Below are 19044 nucleotides of genomic sequence, written 5' to 3' on the forward strand. Positions count from 1 at the left end.
ATGTCATTCATCGATAGCACTTCCGCGAAAAAATTGCCGGGTGTCGCCGCCCTCCTCGCCATTGCATCCGTTCTCTCCGCTTGCGGAGGGCACGATGAGCATCCGGCTTCGGCAACACAACTCGAAATGAAAACTCAGGCCGAACTGTTCAAGGTGCATGATCAGTCCTTGCCTGTTTTTGCGCTGTTTCCAGGTTCGGTGATCACTTCGGATCAGATTTCGATTTCATCGCGAGTCATGGGCTATGTGCGTAGCGTGGATGTTCATGAAGGGCAGACGGTCAAAACCGGCGAGACGTTGCTCACCATCGATTCCACTGATGTTACTGGTGCCATCAACCAGGCACGAGCCGAAGTCAACAAGGCCCACGCTGCCTTATCAGACGCAAAAAACAACTATGATCGCTACTCATCGCTGTATAAGGAAAATGCTGTTCCAAAGCAGATGTACGAGCAGATGCAAACGGCATATAAGGTCGCTCAAAGCAATTACTCTGCGGCACAAGCCGGGTTGAAGCAGGCCGAGTCTCAACTCACGTACGTTAAAATTTCGGCCCCGTTCAGCGGCACAATCACCAGTCGGATGGTCGATTCCGGCCAAATGGCGTCCCCGGGAATCCCGTTACTGACCTTGCAAGGCAGTGGTCAGAAACAAGTTGAAGTCCAGCTCACCAGCCAGGCATTCGCCACTTTGAAGCTTGGAGAGCCCGTCACCGTCCGCTACACGGATTTTCAAGGTGAACAACACGAGTTTCAGGGCCTTGTTGAACGCATGGTCGATGCCACTGACCCCGTAACACACACGCACACGGTTAAGATCGGCGTGCCGGAAAGCGTCAACGTGCGCAGCGGTAATTACGTTGTGGTGGAGATCGCTGTGGCGCATGAAACCGGGATGTTGGTTCCCCTTTCAGCAATCCACGATCGCGGCGGGATACGTGGCGTGTTCGTGCTTGATGATCAAAACCGTGCGTGGTTCCGAATGGTACGCCTGGGCCATGTGATTGACGGCAAACAAGTGATTCTGTCCGGCCTCGTGCCGGGTGAACGGCTCGTAACCAAATCCGATGATCGCCTGCAAAACGGTATTGTCGTGACCAATGCATCTGCTGACAAAGAACAACCTGCATCATGAGCGAACTCAAGAACACGCCCAAAGAGGCATCTGTGCCCAACATCAACTTGGCCGGCAAACTGGCTCGCACCTTTTTGCACTCCAAGATCACGGCCTTGATCATGGTCGCGTTGACATTGTTCGGCCTGATGGCGTTCTTCATTACGCCCAGGTTATACAACCCGGAAATCGTGGTGCCCGGTGCGCAGATTCTGGTGCAACGCGTCGGAAACAGCGCGGCACAGATTCAAGAACAGGTCGTCAAACCCCTTGAAGCCATTATGGCCAGCATTAAGGGGGTCGATCACACCTACGGGTATGCCGTAAATGACATGGGCATCGTTACGGTAGCGTTCAAAGTTGGCAGCGATGAGGAGCGGAGCCTACTTCTGCTGTATAACCAACTCTCACGCAATATGGACAAACTGCCACAAGGCACGAGTCAACCGCTGGTCAAGAGCATCGGCATCACCGACGTTCCAGTCATGACAGTGACGCTCAGCTCCCCCGATATGAATGGGGTCGAGCTGCGCGAACTTGGTCAGCGTGTTCTCGACCAACTTCAAAGCGTGCCGGATGTGGGCAATAGCGGAATTATTGGCGGGCATCGCCAGATTCTCTCCGTGAGCGTCAATCCGCAAAAACTCAGCAGTTCCGGCATTGCGCTCAACACCTTGATCGATTTGCTGAAAGCGTCCAATGTTGTTCTGCCTGCCGGGCATATCGTCAACAACAACGAGCAGACTAATTTGCGGGTCAATGCTGCATTCACTAACGCTCAGGAGCTTGGTGAAATCATTATTGGCACGCATGATCAGCGACCGGTTTTTCTACGCGATGTCGCGGATATTCGCCTGGCGCCTGAAGAAAACGAACAGTATTCGCAATTCGGCTACGGGAAAGGCAATCCGAGAGGTTATGCGATTGGTGGCACCGATCCTGCGGTTGTCCTGAACATCGGCAAGCGGGCCGGCGCGAATGCGGTAACGGTGACCGAGCGCGTTCTGGATAAACTCAAGGTTGTTGAACAGCAAATGGTGCCGCAGAACGTGCATGTCACCGTGACGCGTGACTACGGTAAGCGCGCGGACGATGCCGTCAACCTGCTGATGGAACATCTGATGATCGCCGTTCTGGTGGTGCTCATCATCCTGTTCTTCTTTCTCGGTTGGAGAGAAGCGCTCATTGTCACACTGACCGTCCCACTCACCCTGTTCGTTGTACTGGGTGTCGGTTACGTCATCGGGCAAACCATCAACCGAATATCGTTGTTTGCGTTGATTCTGTCGCTGGGTTTGTTGGTAGACGCGGCCATCGTCGTGATCGAGAACATCCACCGTCACATCCACGAAGGAAAAGAAAAATCGTTTGCTGACTTGTTGGTGCGCGCGACCAACGAGATCGGCAACCCCACCAACATTGCGACCATCGCCGTTATTCTTGCCTTCGTGCCGATGGCCTTTGTTACCGGCATGATGGGGCCGTTCATGCTCCCCATCCCGATCAACGTTCCCATTGCGATGGTCGCTTCTCTTATTCTGGCCTATATTGTCGTACCCTGGACGGCGAACCTGTGGTTGCGTGGCAAAGCACAAAAAGAGATGGCGGCGCATGACGCCCATCCCAACGAGCCTCATCGCCCTGACTGGCTGCAACGCGGCTACACCCGTGTGATTCGCCCGCTGCTTGGCAGTCGGGGGCTTTCGTTGTTCTTCCTGATTTTCGTGCTCATTCTTATGGTGGCTTCCATGTTGATGCCCGCATGGCAATTCATCCGTGCCAGCGGCATGAATGGCCCCCTGAGTCCTGCGGGCGTCAGCCTCAAAATGTTGCCCGAAGGGAATGTAAGCACGTTCCTTATTGAAGTGGACACCCCGGCCGGAACCGCACTGGATGAGACCGGTCGTATCGCCAACAACGTGACTCATGTGTTGGCGCAAAGCCAGTATGTGACAAACTATCAGACGTTTCTGGGGCGTACTGGGCCACTCACATTTGCAGGCATGGTTCGAGGCGACATGATGCGCCAGGGCAGCAATCTCGCTCAAATCCGCGTTAATCTAGTTCCCTTGCACGATCGACCGGATACCGAAGTGGTGGCCGCTGACATCTGGCGCGCACTCCAGAAGGTGCGCGAAACTTCTCGTCCCGCCCTGATCAAGCTATACCTCACGCCGCCCGGTCCGCCCGTTCGCTCGCAGATATTGGCGCGCATCCATGGGCCAAATTACGCCGAACTTCGTTCAATCGCCAATCAAGTCAAAGCCAAGTTCAATGATGTCTACGGCATGATTAATGTCGATGACAGCATCACTGCGACTGCTGCGGAGTATCTAATCGAGGTCGATCGGCAAAAGGCCATGCAGTCTGGCGTCATGCCCGCTCAAATCGCCAAACTGATACACAGTTACGTCGGCGGGGTTACGGTTGGCTCGTTGCATGAATCCAGTTCTGCCGAACCGATCAACATCGTGCTGCAACTTCCGGTCGCTGATCGTACGTCCATTCAGCAAATACGCGATTTGACGATCATCGGTGCCAATGGCAAGCAGGTGCCAATCAGTAGCTTCGTCAATATCGTGAAATCGAATGTCGCCAAGCCGATTCTTGATCAGGATCAGCATGATGTTGTGTATGTTCAGGGTGATTTGCTTGGTAGCTCACCCGTCTACGCCACATTGACTTTGAACAAGTGGCTCGATGACATGAAGCTAAACGGCAATGTGACGTTAACCACAGCCAACCTCGGTTTTACCGATGCCCAGCCAGATGATCTCGAAAAATATCAACTGCTGTGGGGCGGTGACATGCGCCTGACCTTGGATGTCTTCCGTGACCTCGGTGCCGCATTCATCGTTGCATTGATATTCATCTACCTCTTGCTGGTGGCCTATTATCAGTCCTTCATGCTTCCGGTCATTGTCATGGGGGCCATCCCTTTAACACTGGTGGGCATCTTCCCCGGGCACTGGCTGTTTGACATGCCGTTCAATGCCACCTCAATGATCGGTTTTATCGCACTCGCGGGTGTGGTTGTTCGAAACTCACTCTTGTTGATCGACTTCATTCTTGAGTATCGAAAAGAAGGCTTCGATCTTAAGGAATCGGTGATTACGGCTGGTGCCGTTCGCTTCCGCCCGATTCTCCTGACGGCGTTGGCGATTGTGTTCGGCTCTGCCGTCATGGTGACCGATCCTGTTTTCGGTGGCTTGGCCGTTTCTCTGATCTTCGGAACGCTCGCCTCCACGTTACTGACATTGATCGTTATTCCCATCTTGTATTACTTCTGGCAACTGGATATGCAGCTAAAAGAACAGAAAAAATCACAGATTCAGGGTCAATCCACTTAAAACAGATTGGCAAAAGCTGTAAAAAAATCGAACGATTTTCTTCTAGGGCGGCTCGTGCGACGATTCAAATCGCAACAGGCGCCCTTTTTTATTTCCCCGATTTTACTGAGATGGGCAAGCGAATGCCGCCACGAAACGCTACACTAAATCGCCAGACGAAATGTCTGTGTTTAACTCAATTTCATATCCAGAGACAGTGACGCCATGCGTGTATCCTCGCTGAACCCCGCACAACACAGGGCCCTAAACAAAGCCGTTTCATCGACAAACGGCTCGGTTGTTACCCAATCCACTGTTTCTATTCTTGTCGCAGCCACTGCTGTGGTTTTTACGCTGATGACGACAGGATGCAGTGCAATAATGACCTCTGCCGATGCGCCAAAACCATCGAATGCGGTTACGAATATTCCCCTGCCGTCGTCCGCTCAGGAGCAGGCTCGATTAAAAGAAATTGACCGGAATCCGGTTTTTTTGATCATGGCCGGTGAGTTGGCAGGTCAGGCAAACAATCTGCCTCAATCTGCCGATTATTATTATGAGGCGGCTGAGCAAACAGATGAATTATCCGTTATTCGACGAGCAAGCCAGATCGCCTTGATCGCCAAAAAGTACGACTTGGCGCAAAGCATGGCTAAACGCTGGATAGCCCTGGAGCCCAAGTCCATCAAGGCTGCGGCCACCTTGACAGTCTCTGCGATCCAACTTGGCGATATTCCAGCGGCAGATGAGGCACTGGAAAACTGGCTTAAGCAGATCAATCACGATGATCCAGCCGTTTTTAACGAGCTTGGCGCCTATCTTGAAAACAACGTGGCCAGAGATAAAGCAATCACCTATATCGATCATCTGGCAAAACGCTACCCGAATAATTTCACCGCCCAGATCGTGGTTGCCAAACTCGACCTTAAATTCGACCGTTTGGAAACGGCGACCAATGCCGCCAGTCGTGCCGTTGAAATAGCGCCGAATAGCCAAACCGCACGCGACATCCTCATCGTTGCGCTGAGTCAGTCCGGCAACAACAAAGCGCTTTTGAAGGCATTGAAATCAGCGCACAAACGCTTTCCGGGTACGCCGCGCTATCTTTCTGGTTTGATCGAGTCAACCATTCGCGAAGGCAATCAAATTGAGGCGGGCAAGCTCATTGTTACGGCTCTTGGAAAACCACAAGATGATCCGACCCAATTACGTAATCTGGCTGTGCTGTCTCTTCAGATCAACCGGCCAGCACTTGCAAAAAAAGCTTTGCTTAAACTGAATCAACTACCCGATCAACATGATCTTGCCCAACTGCTGCTCGGCCGCCTCGCCGCGCAGTCTGATGACTTCCAACAAGCCATCCGTCACTTCAACAACGTAGCGATAAACAGCGAACACTATGCCCAAGCGCGAATTCTAATGGCAGCCGCGTACGCTCAATCTGACGACATGACCGGTGCGCTGCAGAGTCTGGATATTGCCCTGAGCCGTCCTATTGACGAGGCCGACAAGCAGCGTCTTACTCTGGCAAAAGCAGGTTTGCTGCAATCTCAAGGGCTTGATCACGAAGCACTAACCACGCTCAACGAAGCGGTCACGATTTGGCCCAACGCCCACGATCTTCAGTTGCAGCGCGCCATGATTCTGTTGAAATTCAACCGAAGCATTGAGGCGGAAGAAGTCCTTCGGCAAGTCATAAAAGAAGATCCGGAGAATGCGACAGCACTCAATGCGCTGGGTTACACGCTTGCCGATGAAAACCGCGACCTGAACGAAGCAGAAAAAATGATTCGAAAGGCACTGGCAAGTGATCCTGAAAATGCGGCCTACCTTGATAGTCTCGGCTGGGTGCAATATCGATTGGGACAATTCGAGGAGGCAGAGAAGACGCTCCAACAGGCATACAAACTTGTCCCCGACCCTGAAGTTGGCGCGCATTGGGGTACCGTGCTTTGGCACCTTGATAAACACGAAGAGGCCAAAGCAGTCTGGAAACGCGCACTACTGCTACGCGGTGATCACCCTGTACTGACGCAAACGCTACAGAAATACGCCCCAGACCTCATGAACGACACAGAGACACCGCAGAATCAAAATCAACCATGATGAACCGGTTTTCATTCCGATCACGCCTATTTGCTGTGGGCATCGCTTTAACGACGTTGCTGGGTGGATGTGCTCAGCAACCAATCCATCTTGATCAGACCGAGTCCATACAAAACCGTCTGAACCCGACTTGGAAAAAGCACGAGCAAGCTGTCCGTCAAATCGCTGACTGGCAATGTATTGGCAGAATAGCCATCCGAACCGAAACCGAAGGCGGGACCGTCAATCTCAACTGGCACCAAATCGGAGATACCGCGAAAATCGTACTGAATGCCCCCCTGAATCAAGGTACGGTCGAATTGGCCGGGCGCCCGGATATGATGCTGATTACAGACTCAAGTGGTCATCGCCAGTTGACTTCAAACCCCGAGGCAAGTATCGAGCAGCTTACCGGCTGGAAAATACCCATCACTGCCCTGCCCGACTGGATTCGCGGATTACCCCACGACAAGAGCGCGCTGATTCAACTCAATCAGAACGGCCAGTTGCGCACATTAAACGACGATGGCTGGTTGATCGACTACGAATCCTATATGCCCGTGCCCGGATTCGATCTGGAAATGCCGAGGAAAATTACGGTCACACGCGACGATATCCGGCTAAGGCTCGTCGTCGAATCCTGGCAGATGAAGGTCAATGGGAAGATTGAGCCATCCCGATGATCACAGACGCACCAACCCAATGGCTAGCTCCCGTCAAAATCAATCTGTTTTTGCATATCAACAGCAAGATTCCCGAGGGAACATTTCGTGGTTATCACGAGTTGCAAACCTATTTTCAACGCCTGGATTACGGCGATTACTTAACGTTTGAATGCATCGAAGAGCCCACTATCTCCGTGCAGTGGCTCGAAGGCGACGAATCTGTTGCCCTCAAACCCGTGCAGGAGCGTAATGATTTGATCTATCGGGCTGCAGCCCTGCTTCAAGAGGCCGCAAGCGCCCGGGGGCTTCCACGCCAGGGCGTACGAATAACACTTACGAAAAACACCCCGGTGGGCGGTGGACTCGGTGGAGGCTCATCTGCGGCGGCGACAACGCTGCTGGCGCTCAATCAGCTCTGGGAAATATCATTGCCGATAGCAGAACTGCTACCACTTGCATGCCCACTGGGGGCAGACGTACCGTTTTTTCTCTATAAAACCAACGCTTGGGCTGAGGGAATCGGTGACCGCATAACACCCTATCCAAGTCCTGTGGCCGGAAAATGGTTTTTGATTGTCGTGCCAAAAACACGCACCTTGACAGCACAGGGGTTCGCCCATCCGAAACTCATCAGGAATGAAGCGAAGGTTGCGCCTTCAGATCTGGCCGAACATTGGAATAAATCAAGCTACAACGCATTCGAAGCATGCGCAATCGCGGAAGATCCGGCCATCGCAGCCTGCGACAAGGCCCTTCGTAATGCCACCGGTTTTTCCCGCCTGACCGGCAGTGGCGCCTGCCTGTTTTCGCCGGTGGAAAACCATGCAACTGCTCAGCAAGTTGCTGATATATTGATTCGGGACACGCTTCAGATACAGCGGATCATCATTGCTCGCGCACTGCCAGACAAATAGACAGAACAAATGAAAATCAAAAAAAACGAGCAAAGCACTTGGCAAAGACAAAAGGCTTCGTTAAGATGCGCTCCTCTTTCGTTTGGGCCGTCGCCAAGTTGGTTAAGGCACTGGGTTTTGATCCCAGCATTCCAAGGTTCGAATCCTTGCGGCCCAGCCAAACAATCGGCAGAACGATGACAATCCAAAGAACACTGATGGTTTTTTCCGGCAACGCAAATCGGGCACTCTCCGAGCGCGTCGTTGAAAGTCTTGATATTCAGCTCGGGCAGGCCACAGTTTCCCGCTTCAGCGATGGCGAAAGCTACGTTGAAATACTGGAAAACGTTCGCGGTCGGGATGTCTTCGTCGTTCAGCCAACCTGCGATCCCACCAACGACAACATCATGGAACTCATGGTGATGGTGGACGCCCTCCGACGTGCTTCGGCTTATCGAATCACGGCGGTCATCCCCTACTACGGTTACTCCAGGCAAGATCGCCGTGTGCGTTCAGCACGCGTACCGATCAGCGCCAAGGTTGTCGCCAACATGCTGCAAAGCGTTGGTGTAGACCGCATTCTCACCGTTGATCTGCATGCCGATCAGATTCAGGGCTTTTTCGACATCCCCGTGGATAACGTCTACGCCTCCCCGATTCTGCTCGGAGATATCTGGCGGCAAAAATACAACGATCTGATTGTCGTATCACCTGACGTTGGCGGTGTTGTGCGCGCCCGTGCGGTGGCAAAACGCCTTGATGACTCCGATCTTGCCATTATCGACAAGCGCCGCCCCCGCCCCAACGTATCTCAGGTGATGCATATCATTGGTGAAGTGCGTGACAAAACCTGCGTGATTGTGGATGACATGGTCGATACGGCCGGCACCTTGTGCAAGGCTGCCAGCGCGCTCAAGAAGCACGGCGCCAAGAAAGTGGTTGCGTATGCCACGCACGCCATTCTTTCAGGCGCAGCAATCGACAACATCAACAATTCGGATCTGGACGAATTGGTCGTCACCGACACAATTCCACTCAAGACCGAAGCCGAACAATGCGAGAAAATCCGTGCACTTTCAGTTGCAGGCATGTTGGCAGAAACCATTCGTCGCATCCACACCGACGAATCGGTCAGTTCGCTTTATAACGATTAATTCATCTCTTATCTCAAGCACCTGTTTACCGACCGGCCTTCCAGTGAGAAAGCCGGATGATATAAACGCATCTAAGCTCTGGAATTTACCTGTTTTTTCCCATATAATCCTGCGCCTTGTTGTGTCCATTGGCTCAACAAGGTTGAGGGACTTGTTTGGTCGCGAACAGTCCCCGTCACGTCGGACTTGGTTAACCCTATCGATTAATCAAACTCGGCGATTTTTTATTATTTTGGAGTTATTTACATGTCTCAAGAAACATTTGCGCTTGACGCCGCGCGTCGTGACGATCAGGGGAAGGGTGCGAGCCGCCGCCTGCGTCGCGAAGGCCGTATACCTGCCATTGTGTATGGCGGCGACGAAGCCCCTCAGTCAGTAACCATCCTGCACAATGAAATCCTCAAGCACCTGGAGCATGAAGCGTTCTATTCGCACGTGCTGGAACTGAACATCGATGGCAAAACCAGCAAGGTCATTCTGCGTGATCTGCATCGCCATCCCTACAAGCCATTGATTATGCATGCTGATTTCCAGCGCGTATCTGCCAACCAGTCCTTGCGTGTCACTGTTCCCCTCCATTTCCTGAATAAGGAAACAAGTGTCGGTGCAAAAGCAGGTGGCATTGTGAATGTCATTCTGTCTGAAATTGAAGTGGACTGCACCGCAAACAAATTGCCTGAGTTCATCGAAGTCGACATGAAGGATCTGGACATCGGTGGTTCAATTCATCTGAGCCAGATCAAGATGCCGGCAGGCGTTCGCATCCATGCTCTGATGCTGGGCGAAGATCACGACGTTGGCGTGGTAGCGATTCATGCGCCGAAAGTGGACAAGTCTGCTGAAGCTGAATCAGAAGAATAATCCGGGGTAAACCCTGACCTAAACCGCCGCCTCTGGCTTCACTGGGTGAAGTATAGATGCGGCGGTTTTTTATTACACTCTGTTCATTCATCAACGCTTTGAACAGAGAGCATCTGGTGATCTCATGACGATTCAACTTATTGTGGGGCTGGGGAATCCTGGCAGTAAATATGAATCGACCCGTCATAATGCGGGTTTCTGGTTCATTGATGAACTGGCCAGACACTGGGGCGGTCATCTCAGTTCAGACACCAAATTTCACTGCGAAATGCTGCGCATCTTCGTGAAACAGGTCGATCGACGACTGATCAAGCCGCAAACCTTCATGAACCTGTCCGGCAAATCAGTCGCTGCGGTTGCTAATTTTTACAAGATTCCCGCTGAATCCATTCTTGTCGTTCACGACGAGTTGGATCTACTTCCGGGTAAAATGAAGCTGAAGATTGGTGGCAGTCACGGCGGACACAATGGCCTCAAGGATATTCAGGCCCAGTTGGGTACACCCAACTTCTGGCGTTTACGGATTGGCATTGGCCATCCTGGCCACCGGGATCAAGTCGTTGGTTTCGTGTTAACCAACCCGCCCGCGTCTGAACGTACATTGATTGATGCCAGCATCCGGCACGCTGTGAACGAGATCGATGCCCTACTGGATATCGATCCGGAAAAATCCACACAACGAATCAACGCGTTTACCGCGGAAGCTTAAATGACCGCACAAAGTCTCTGGCGTCTATAATGGCCCACCTTTTTTCTTTTTTACCGTTCTCGGAGACATTTCATGGGTTTTAATTGCGGCATCGTCGGCTTGCCGAATGTGGGTAAATCCACACTGTTCAATGCGTTGACCAAAGCCAACATTCAGGCGGAAAACTATCCATTCTGTACCATTGAACCCAATGTCGGCATTGTCGCCATGCCGGATCCTCGCCTTGATGCATTGGCAGAAATCGTCAAGCCAGAACGTGTTTTGCCGACAACGATGGAATTCGTTGATATTGCGGGGCTGGTCAAGGGTGCATCCAAAGGTGAAGGTCTGGGCAATCAGTTCCTGACCAATATTCGCGAGACAGATGCCATCGCCCAGGTCGTTCGCTGCTTTGACAACGACGACATCATCCATGTTGCAGGCAAGGTAGACCCCTTGAGCGACATCGACATCATCAACACGGAACTCGTGCTTGCCGATCTTGATATTGTCACGCGCAATCTGGACAGAGCCATCAAGGCGAGCAAGTCCGGCGTCAACAAGGAAGCCATTGCCCGTAAGGCCGTGCTTGAAAAAATCATGGTCGGACTGAATGAAGTCAAACCCGTTCGGGCATTGGGCTTGAGCAGCGAAGAACTCGCCGTCATCCGCGATCTGCAATTGCTGACCGTAAAACCCATCATGTACATCGCCAACGTGAGCGAAGATGGCTTCACCAATAACCCCTACCTTGAAGCCGTTGAAGCCCATGCGGCAAAAGAGAACGCACCTGTCGTGCCGGTATGCGCCACGATTGAAGCCGAGATCATGCAACTGGACGACGAAGACCGCGACGAGTTTCTCTCCGAAATCGGACAATCCGAGCCGGGGCTGAACCGCGTGATCCGTGCAGGATACGCCCTGCTCGGCCTGCAAACCTACTTCACCGCCGGTGTTAAGGAAGTGCGCGCCTGGACCATCCACAAAGGCGACACGGCGCCACAGGCCGCGGGCGTGATTCATACCGATTTCGAACGGGGTTTCATCCGCGCGCAAACCATCGCCTATGACGACTTCATCCTGTACAAAGGCGAACAGGGCGCCAAGGAAGCCGGGAAAATGCGGGCTGAAGGCAAGGAATATATCGTCAAGGATGGGGATATTCTGAACTTCCTGTTCAATGTGTGATCCAGCATAACTGGATGCGGATGACCATAACCGGCACGCAGTCTCGGAACGATGTCGCCGGCGGCAGATGCACCGCCCGAGTGACTTCTCACTTCAGGAGCAAACAAAAATGATTAATCGCCCTTTCCCCGCCCACCGTCCGCGTCGCATGCGTCGGGATGATTTCAGTCGGCGCATGATGCAGGAAAACACCCTCTCAGCGAATGACCTGATTCTCCCGGTATTCGTTCTCGAAGGGCAAGGGGAACAGGAACCGATTTCATCTTTGCCGGGCATTTATCGACAGAGTATCGATTTGCTGCTGGATACAGCCGATCGGGCGCAAAGCCTCGGTATTCCGGCCCTCGCTCTTTTCCCGGTCACGCCAATGAGCGCCAAATCGCCCAATGCCGAAGCCGCCTACGACCCGGACGGCTTGGTTCAACGCACAATCCGCGAATTGAAGAATACATTCCCGAATCTGGGCATCATGACCGATGTCGCACTCGATCCGTACACCACGCATGGACAAGATGGCCTGACCGATGCCAATGGTTATGTGCTGAATGACGAAACGACTGAAGTTCTGGTCAAACAAGCGCAGTCACACGCCGCAGCCGGGGCTGATATCGTGGCCCCCTCCGACATGATGGATGGCCGCATCGGTGCCATCCGTCAACAACTGGAGGCTGCAGGACACATCCATACCCGAATCATGGCCTACAGTGCGAAGTATGCTTCGAGCTTTTACGGTCCATTCCGTGATGCGGTTGGTTCTGCCGGCAATCTGGGCAAGGCCGATAAAAAAACCTACCAGATGGATCCGGCCAACTCCGATGAAGCCCTGCATGAGGTGGCCATGGATTTGGCCGAAGGCGCGGACATGGTCATGGTCAAGCCGGGGATGCCCTACCTCGACATCGTACGGCGTGTCAAAACCGAGTTGAAAGTGCCCACCTTTGCTTACCATGTCTCAGGGGAGTACGCCATGCTCCGCGCAGCAGCCGACAACGGCTGGCTCGATTGGCGCAAATGCCTGCTGGAAACCATGATGGGCTTCCGTAGAGCGGGAGCAGACGGTGTTCTGACCTATGCCGCACTGGATGTTGCAGAGTACTTGGCTGTGGGCGACATCCAATAACTCAGCATTCAAAAGGAATCTCAGATCAAATCTGTGATTGTTTATGATGAAATTATCAGAGCTTTAAAAAAAACCAGCGAAATGCTGGTTTTTTTTAAAGCAAAGTTTCGACAGTTGATTACTCAACAATACCCAAGGTGAGTGTCAGTGTCGCAAACACAATGCCTTTGATGGTGATAAGACCGCTGATGACCCAGTGGACAATTTTCCAAGGCGTATGCTCATCAAATTTTTCTTGTAAATTCATTGCGTGGTTCCTCGTCAAGGCATAAATGGATTGACTCACGGACCTCGTGAATCATGCACAGTATACCAGCTAATAGATTATATTTTTATTACATAGAATTATTTTATATATCGGATCATTCCATGATCAATCACGTGGCGTTAGGGAAAACCAAACAACAATGGCTGGGGAGCTCGAAAAACCCGTCATTCCCGCGTAGGCGAGAATCCAGCACCTTGATTTTTCTGGGTTCCCGCTTTCGCGGGAACGACGAATCACGGGTATTTCGAGGTGCCCGGCTAAGGGTTTCACGATAGTCTGTTTGAATTCAAAAAGCCGTGAGCCTTAGATCGAATTAATTTTGCTCGCGGTACGCAAACGACTAAGCGGAAAGGCGGGTATGTGCCAACTTAGTGTGAATACGGATGAAATTTGCTCTGAACCGTTCAGTTACAGCCGGGCACCGAGTATTACTCGCGAAACTCAACACATATGGTTTAGTTACGCCTTGCCTCGAACCGCATCAACAACCATCTTGGCAATATTCCGATCAACCAAAGGACGATCTTCTGGCACGACCCGACACAGCTTCATTGTTTGATGGCCGATTCGAATCGAGTACAGCGCAACACCCACGCCCTGCCCTGCCCGCACGCCGACCTGCAGCAGGACATTCGATAGCCAGCTCTGGCTGACCGAATCGAGCATTGTCTCGGTGACCGTGGTAAAGGCAATGTTTTTCAGAATCATCTGATACAAACGCCAGCGTGCGGTGGCGGATAACTTCAGCCCATAAATTGCCGCCACACGTTCGACCATGGCTGCATTTCTCCAGGCAACCAGAAGCAAATCAAGCGCGGGATAGGGACTGGCGGCGATAAACACCCCTGTTCGTGTCGATTCGCGTTTTACCAGTTGCGCAGCCTGTATATCCTGCGCTCCGTACCACCGGCTGAGATGATCGGCGAGTTCCTTGGTGCTCCAACTCTCATCCACAATGGCCAAACCTTCCCATAGATCGTCGCGACGTGGACTTCGCCGATAGAGGTGTTTGATTCTTTGCACCCATTCATTCAAGCCGCCCTGAGTTGCGTGGGGATTGCTGATTGCCTGCTTAAAATAGGCTTGAATGCGGGCAATTTCATCAATCTGCCGTCTCGCCCAGTGTGCCTGCCACGCCAGTATCAGGAACCCGACAATGAGTGCACTTCCAATCGCAAGAAGTGCAACGCCTGCCCAGATGCTGAGCGACCACCCCCAAACGACGGCCTGACTCCAGACCACACCCATCCAGACGAGCAAAGCGGTCGCAATCAGCCGACTCAGCCAATGGCTACGGGCCGGGGGTAAAAGAGGTTCGGGTTCAACATCGGGTGTGGCATCTTTTCGAATGTCAGCCGCATCGGTTGTGGGTACGTCATCACCCAAGGCATGTATGATTGTGCGCAAATCGTTGTCTTGTTCATTCATTGTTTGATCAACCTCTTATTCAGCCAGAAGAAAGGCAAGTAACTGATCGATTCGTCGTGCGGGGAAAGCCTGCACCCGATCGAGACCTTCCGGTGGTGAAAGCTGTGGCAAATCTTCAATTTTTAGATTGAGCGCGTGCGGTAAATTGTCGGGCAGATGCGGCGGTGTGAAGCGAATACGCTCCCCTGTACGTTTATCCCGACCAATCAGGCTTTGCGTGTGATCCGGTGTCTCGTGCAGCTTAGCCGATTGAACAGCAGCAATAGCCATCACGTTGACATCAATATCCTCCGCCGCCAATCGCTGTACGGTTTCGTATAGATAAGATTCCAACAGGGATTGCATCCGCTTCTGATCTTCGGGCAACAGGTGATCGATCTTGGTCGCACAGACGGCCACACGACGAATTCGGCGACGAAACAATCGTCCAAGCCAATGATCCTGCCCATAACGGAAAGGCTGTAATACGCTGTCGAGCGCAGCGCGCATGTCTTTGAGCGCTTCTTGCCCGGCAGTCATGGCACCCAACAGATCAATGAGAATTACCTGGGCATCAAGATTCTGAAAGTGCCGTTCGAAAAACGGTCGTGCTTCGTGATCCCGATACGCCTTGTAATGGTCCGCGCACACCGCGCCCCAAGATTGGGCGGGGAACGAGTCCGGTACCGACCCGCCTGCCAAGTTAGTAGAAAACAGCGGAACAAACGGTTTATCGCCCGGTTTGTAATCGGTGCCCGATAGCAAAAAACGTCCCGGCAAATTCCGGCTTAGTTGATGCGGCGGTAACCGGCAGTCGGCGAGAAAATCCGCCCAGCGCTGCTGCAACTGCGACAGATACTCTCGATCCACGGGTGCCATCGGATCGATTACAGACAACTCCTGAATAAGTGCATTTCCCAACTCCAACCGCGGCGACTGGCTGCACCATCCCCACAGAGCTTGACAAAACTGGGCGAAATCCCAATCCAACAGGGCAAGATCCATGAGCCACTCGCCGGGGTAATCGAACAGTTCGATAATACGTTTACGTGGTTTTGGGGAATACCATGAGCGTGTCATCGTGAGTTCGATTCGCGCAATCGACCAGTCGGTGGTCGAAGCCGGCCAGTACGGTGGACGATGCGTAAGTGCTTGTAATCCCGCGTCATAGTCGAAAGCATGGGGCGCATCACGCCGCCACAGGCCGTGCGTGACATCTGATAGAACCGCTTGCTGGATAAGCGAACCACGGCGGGCGTTTTCAAGGTGGTTGATGATCGACGTGATCAGGGCGGATTTACCCGCCTGAGAAAGACCGGTGATGCCAATCCGAGTCGTTTTAGCGTTTGCAAATGGGAGTGGACTCAATTTCGATACCGCCTGCTACCCGTATTTTCTCAAGTAGCCTCGAAAGCAGAATCGATAATCGTCCAAATCATCAACACAGGTTCAAGGCCGCCAATGGTCCCATTCTACGACACTCACTCGATATGGGCGGGAACCAACTAATCGCGTCCTGAGAAAAAAGGGCTTTAATCGTCCAACCAGTTGATATCACAGCAAACGACTTTAATACCGTTATCAGGTGCATGGCCACGACAGTACGACAACGTGCGACACAAATTTCCGCCGGCAACCGACAGATAGGGACGACTGATCTGGACCATGCTGGGTTCGATCATGGCGCGGCGGAAATAGGGTCGTTTGGCCCAGCACGCCCCTTCGGCTTGTGCCAGGGGTCGAAACCGATTCTTGATTGAAGCCGGTGCAAATGCACCATGAATGGTTTCTTCCACCTGATAACCTCTGGCATCGAGCACAAATACGCGCGCAACGATTGCCATCGACAATAAGGCACGGGAGGCATTCCGGAGGGATTCGCCCCGTTCCAGTGCAACCAACATATCCTCAAAACGCTCGGTGACTGAAACGATCTGTTGATGAAGGTTGTAATCGGCTCGATCCATTTCAAGCGAACTATCCTTCAATCCCTGATCAAGGAAATCGCGATCAAACGTTTCCTTTTGATCCAGCAGAGCAGGCTTGGCCAGGCCAAATCCCTGCAACAAGTCGGCTCCTGAGTTCAGTGCAATGGCCAGTTGTTTGGGTGTTTCAATACCTTCCTGCAACACCATGCTGCCCGCTTCGTGGATCATGGCAACCAAAGAGGGCAACGTACGCTGCGCGCGATATGAGTGCTCGGATTCGACGATCAAACTACGGTCCAGTTTGACGATATCCGCATTGATGCGCCACAAACGGGTGAACTGAGAGCCGCCTACGCCAAAATCATCGAGCGCAATCAGGCACCCTAGTGAACGATAAAACTCGATGGACTCCATCAGTTGTGTTTCATCGGGTAGCTCCGACTCGACCACTTCAATCACGATACGCCAACCTTCGACATTAAGTGTTTCCAGAAGCTGGGCGAAGAAAGAGCCGAACTGGTGCCCATGCATGGCAACAAGTGGATGCACATTAAGAAACAACCATCGCGACTCAAGATGAGCGTGCATGAAGTTCTTTAAATGTAATTCCCGGCAGGCTCGGTCCGCACGAACCAGAAATTCGATATCTGTGATGGATTGGAATAAATCGGCAGGCGAACGTGGTGCGCCATCGGCATCAAATATTCGAGCAAGGCCTTCATACCCGACAATACGTTGGTGCGCTACGCTCACAATCGGTTGAAACGCGGAACGCACAGTGAACTGCTCACACAGAGCGATTCTTTGCCCGTCTGTCATGGTGTGTATTCGGGGATACATAAAAGCCTCGTAAAACAAATGCTCGGGTAAATTAGCAAAAAACACGCCATCCATGGGTGTTAAAAAATAAAATGCACTCTTTCTGTGAATAGTACGCGCCAAGAATAAAGTATTACCCCAGTTTAGATTGAGCGAAATATCCTAAAAGCTCCCGAGGCTGATGCTTGATCTCCTCTGTGAAGATCAAGATTCAGGCCCAATTATTTTTACAAAAAGAAAGAATCACCACGGTGATATAAAAACCAAGGCGCTAGATGATACAATTAAATCAATGAGTTGTGTTTGATTTATTTAGTCCGGTCTAATAATTTTATTTAGGTAATGCCATGTCCCTTCGGGAAGAAAAACTGCTGCGACGAGTGACTCTTGCCTCTGTGGGTGTCGCGATATTGTTGATCGCACTCAAACTGGTGGCGGCAATCAGTACCAACGCAATCAGCATGATGGCGTCCTTGATCGACTCGACAATGGATCTATTCGCTTCGCTCGTTACCTTGTTTGCGGTTCGAATTGCATTGCAACCCCCGGATGAAGATCATCGCTTCGGTCACGGCAAGGCCGAACCACTGGCTGCATTGGCCCAGGCTACGTTCATTGCGGGTTCGGGTGCGTTCTTGTTGCTAGAAGCCGTTCAGCGCCTGGTTCGACCACAAGCAATTGAAACCGTCGACTGGGGGATCGCCGTGATGGTTATATCTATGATAGCGACAGCGTTTCTGGTCCTCTTTCAGCGGCACGTTATTCGTGTCACCCAATCGCCGGCCATCAAAGCGGATGCGGCGCATTACGGATCTGACTTTCTGATCAATGCCGCCACAATTGCGGCCTTATTGTTGGCTCATCAAGGTATAGGCTGGATTGATCCAATTTTTGGTGCGTCCGTAGGTGGCTTCATCCTGCTCAGTGCCTGGTTTGTTGGTCGCAAGGCAATGGATCAGCTCATGGACAGGGAGGTGCTCGATGGCAGTGAGGCTCGTATTCATGCCATTGCAGTCAGCCACCCTCGTGTGGAAGCGGCAGATCACATACGCACAAGAATGGCTGGCCGGATCATGATCATTCAGTTGTATATCTATCTGCAAAATGATCTCGATCTCGCACACGCACACGTCATCGGGGACGAGGTTGCAGAAAAGATTCAAGAAATATTTCCCGGCGCCGACATATTGATTCATGAAGAGCCATTTCATGGCACAAACGCACCATCCATCACCAAATCCGAGACGGGCCCATCAATTCAGGAGATCGTATGAGTAGCACTATTTCCAGTATCGCTGCACTGGTTCAAAACTATGCGCAATCATCTACCCAATCTCAGGTACAGCAAGTAGCCCAGTTTGAGATGCTTAAAAGGTCACAGGATATTCAGGCACAGAGCATTCTACCCCTGCTGGATGCCGTTGTTCAGAACAGCCCCAAACCGGTTCCCTCAACTGGCAGTATCGGCAGCGTACTCGACGTACGCGCATGAAACTCGACTCGATCGAGGATCAAGACGAACCGGA

16 protein-coding genes and 1 tRNA gene are annotated in these 19044 nt (G+C 52.1%); 13 read left to right on the plus strand and 4 right to left on the minus strand.

The window, feature by feature from the left end; genetic code table 11:
* The 11 genes from HNEAP_RS05855 to hemB all read left to right on the plus strand — a co-directional run bounded on the left by HNEAP_RS05855 (window position 1) and on the right by hemB (window position 13096).
* Entirely contained in the window at window positions 1–1134 is a 1134-nt protein-coding gene (locus tag HNEAP_RS05855; RefSeq protein ID WP_012824035.1) for an efflux RND transporter periplasmic adaptor subunit, read from the plus strand.
* Window positions 1131–4463 carry an efflux RND transporter permease subunit gene (locus HNEAP_RS05860; RefSeq protein WP_012824036.1) on the plus strand — a complete coding sequence of 1111 codons (3333 nt, stop codon included), beginning with the start codon at window positions 1131–1133 and terminating at the stop codon, window positions 4461–4463. Before HNEAP_RS05855 ends, HNEAP_RS05860 begins: the two co-directional genes overlap by 4 nt.
* A gap of 360 nt (window positions 4464–4823) precedes the next feature.
* Entirely contained in the window at window positions 4824–6548 is a 1725-nt protein-coding gene (locus tag HNEAP_RS05865) for a tetratricopeptide repeat protein (RefSeq protein ID WP_012824037.1), read from the plus strand.
* A complete protein-coding gene (gene lolB, locus HNEAP_RS05870; protein ID WP_012824038.1) occupies window positions 6545–7210 on the plus strand; it encodes a lipoprotein insertase outer membrane protein LolB in 666 nt (221 codons plus the stop codon). The genes HNEAP_RS05865 and lolB overlap by 4 nt, the downstream gene beginning before the upstream one ends.
* A complete protein-coding gene (gene ispE / locus HNEAP_RS05875) occupies window positions 7207–8106 on the plus strand; it encodes a 4-(cytidine 5'-diphospho)-2-C-methyl-D-erythritol kinase (RefSeq protein ID WP_012824039.1) in 900 nt (299 codons plus the stop codon). The genes lolB and ispE overlap by 4 nt, the downstream gene beginning before the upstream one ends.
* Before the next feature lie 83 nt (window positions 8107–8189).
* A tRNA-Gln gene (locus HNEAP_RS05880) sits at window positions 8190–8266 on the plus strand.
* 16 nt (window positions 8267–8282) lie between these two features.
* On the plus strand, window positions 8283–9239 hold the full coding sequence (locus tag HNEAP_RS05885; protein WP_012824040.1) for a ribose-phosphate diphosphokinase: 957 nt from the start codon (window positions 8283–8285) through the stop codon (window positions 9237–9239).
* 246 nt (window positions 9240–9485) lie between these two features.
* Window positions 9486–10100 (plus strand): 50S ribosomal protein L25/general stress protein Ctc, encoded by a 615-nt coding sequence (locus HNEAP_RS05890; protein ID WP_012824041.1) that lies wholly within the window; start codon window positions 9486–9488, stop codon window positions 10098–10100.
* A gap of 124 nt (window positions 10101–10224) precedes the next feature.
* Window positions 10225–10809: an aminoacyl-tRNA hydrolase gene (gene pth, locus HNEAP_RS05895; RefSeq protein WP_012824042.1), complete on the plus strand. Its 585-nt coding sequence runs from the start codon at window positions 10225–10227 to the stop codon at window positions 10807–10809.
* Window positions 10810–10881: 72 nt separating this feature from the next.
* A complete protein-coding gene (ychF, locus tag HNEAP_RS05900) occupies window positions 10882–11976 on the plus strand; it encodes a redox-regulated ATPase YchF (protein ID WP_012824043.1) in 1095 nt (364 codons plus the stop codon).
* Window positions 11977–12085: 109 nt separating this feature from the next.
* Entirely contained in the window at window positions 12086–13096 is a 1011-nt protein-coding gene (hemB, locus tag HNEAP_RS05905) for a porphobilinogen synthase (RefSeq protein ID WP_012824044.1), read from the plus strand.
* A 118-nt stretch (window positions 13097–13214) separates the two neighbouring features.
* Here hemB and HNEAP_RS13050 read toward each other — a convergent pair whose 3' ends face one another.
* The 4 genes from HNEAP_RS13050 to HNEAP_RS05920 form a co-directional block, all read right to left on the minus strand.
* Window positions 13215–13343, minus strand: coding sequence for a hypothetical protein (locus HNEAP_RS13050; protein WP_012824045.1), 129 nt, complete (start codon window positions 13341–13343; stop codon window positions 13215–13217).
* A 480-nt stretch (window positions 13344–13823) separates the two neighbouring features.
* On the minus strand, window positions 13824–14792 hold the full coding sequence (locus HNEAP_RS05910; protein ID WP_012824046.1) for a DUF697 domain-containing protein: 969 nt from the start codon (window positions 14790–14792) through the stop codon (window positions 13824–13826).
* A gap of 15 nt (window positions 14793–14807) precedes the next feature.
* A complete protein-coding gene (locus HNEAP_RS05915) occupies window positions 14808–16139 on the minus strand; it encodes a YcjX family protein (protein ID WP_012824047.1) in 1332 nt (443 codons plus the stop codon).
* A 164-nt stretch (window positions 16140–16303) separates the two neighbouring features.
* Window positions 16304–17476, minus strand: coding sequence for a sensor domain-containing phosphodiesterase (locus tag HNEAP_RS05920; RefSeq protein WP_166635987.1), 1173 nt, complete (start codon window positions 17474–17476; stop codon window positions 16304–16306).
* A 389-nt stretch (window positions 17477–17865) separates the two neighbouring features.
* On the opposite strand from HNEAP_RS05920, the gene HNEAP_RS05925 reads away from it, so the two are divergent.
* Together HNEAP_RS05925 and HNEAP_RS05930 are read left to right on the plus strand one after the other, a co-directional pair.
* Window positions 17866–18792 (plus strand): cation diffusion facilitator family transporter, encoded by a 927-nt coding sequence (locus HNEAP_RS05925; RefSeq protein WP_012824049.1) that lies wholly within the window; start codon window positions 17866–17868, stop codon window positions 18790–18792.
* A complete protein-coding gene (locus tag HNEAP_RS05930; protein WP_012824050.1) occupies window positions 18789–19010 on the plus strand; it encodes a putative motility protein in 222 nt (73 codons plus the stop codon). Before HNEAP_RS05925 ends, HNEAP_RS05930 begins: the two co-directional genes overlap by 4 nt.
* The last annotated feature ends 34 nt before the right edge of the window (window positions 19011–19044 follow it).

The organism is Halothiobacillus neapolitanus c2, assembly GCF_000024765.1.
In the GTDB taxonomy this organism is placed as follows: Bacteria; Pseudomonadota; Gammaproteobacteria; order Halothiobacillales; family Halothiobacillaceae; genus Halothiobacillus; species Halothiobacillus neapolitanus.

Bases quoted from the DNA above. Each gene is read 5' to 3' on its own strand.
- HNEAP_RS05855 (WP_012824035.1), top strand. From the start codon at position 1: ATGTCATTCATCGATAGCACTTCCGCGAAAAAATTGCCGGGTGTCGCC.
- HNEAP_RS05860 (WP_012824036.1), top strand. From the start codon at position 1,131: ATGAGCGAACTCAAGAACACGCCCAAAGAGGCATCTGTGCCCAACATC.
- HNEAP_RS05865 (WP_012824037.1), top strand. From the start codon at position 4,824: ATGACCTCTGCCGATGCGCCAAAACCATCGAATGCGGTTACGAATATT.
- lolB (WP_012824038.1), top strand. From the start codon at position 6,545: ATGATGAACCGGTTTTCATTCCGATCACGCCTATTTGCTGTGGGCATC.
- ispE (WP_012824039.1), top strand. From the start codon at position 7,207: ATGATCACAGACGCACCAACCCAATGGCTAGCTCCCGTCAAAATCAAT.
- HNEAP_RS05885 (WP_012824040.1), top strand. From the start codon at position 8,283: ATGACAATCCAAAGAACACTGATGGTTTTTTCCGGCAACGCAAATCGG.
- HNEAP_RS05890 (WP_012824041.1), top strand. From the start codon at position 9,486: ATGTCTCAAGAAACATTTGCGCTTGACGCCGCGCGTCGTGACGATCAG.
- pth (WP_012824042.1), top strand. From the start codon at position 10,225: ATGACGATTCAACTTATTGTGGGGCTGGGGAATCCTGGCAGTAAATAT.
- ychF (WP_012824043.1), top strand. From the start codon at position 10,882: ATGGGTTTTAATTGCGGCATCGTCGGCTTGCCGAATGTGGGTAAATCC.
- hemB (WP_012824044.1), top strand. From the start codon at position 12,086: ATGATTAATCGCCCTTTCCCCGCCCACCGTCCGCGTCGCATGCGTCGG.
- HNEAP_RS13050 (WP_012824045.1), bottom strand. From the start codon at position 13,343: ATGAATTTACAAGAAAAATTTGATGAGCATACGCCTTGGAAAATTGTC.
- HNEAP_RS05910 (WP_012824046.1), bottom strand. From the start codon at position 14,792: ATGAATGAACAAGACAACGATTTGCGCACAATCATACATGCCTTGGGT.
- HNEAP_RS05925 (WP_012824049.1), top strand. From the start codon at position 17,866: ATGTCCCTTCGGGAAGAAAAACTGCTGCGACGAGTGACTCTTGCCTCT.
- HNEAP_RS05930 (WP_012824050.1), top strand. From the start codon at position 18,789: ATGAGTAGCACTATTTCCAGTATCGCTGCACTGGTTCAAAACTATGCG.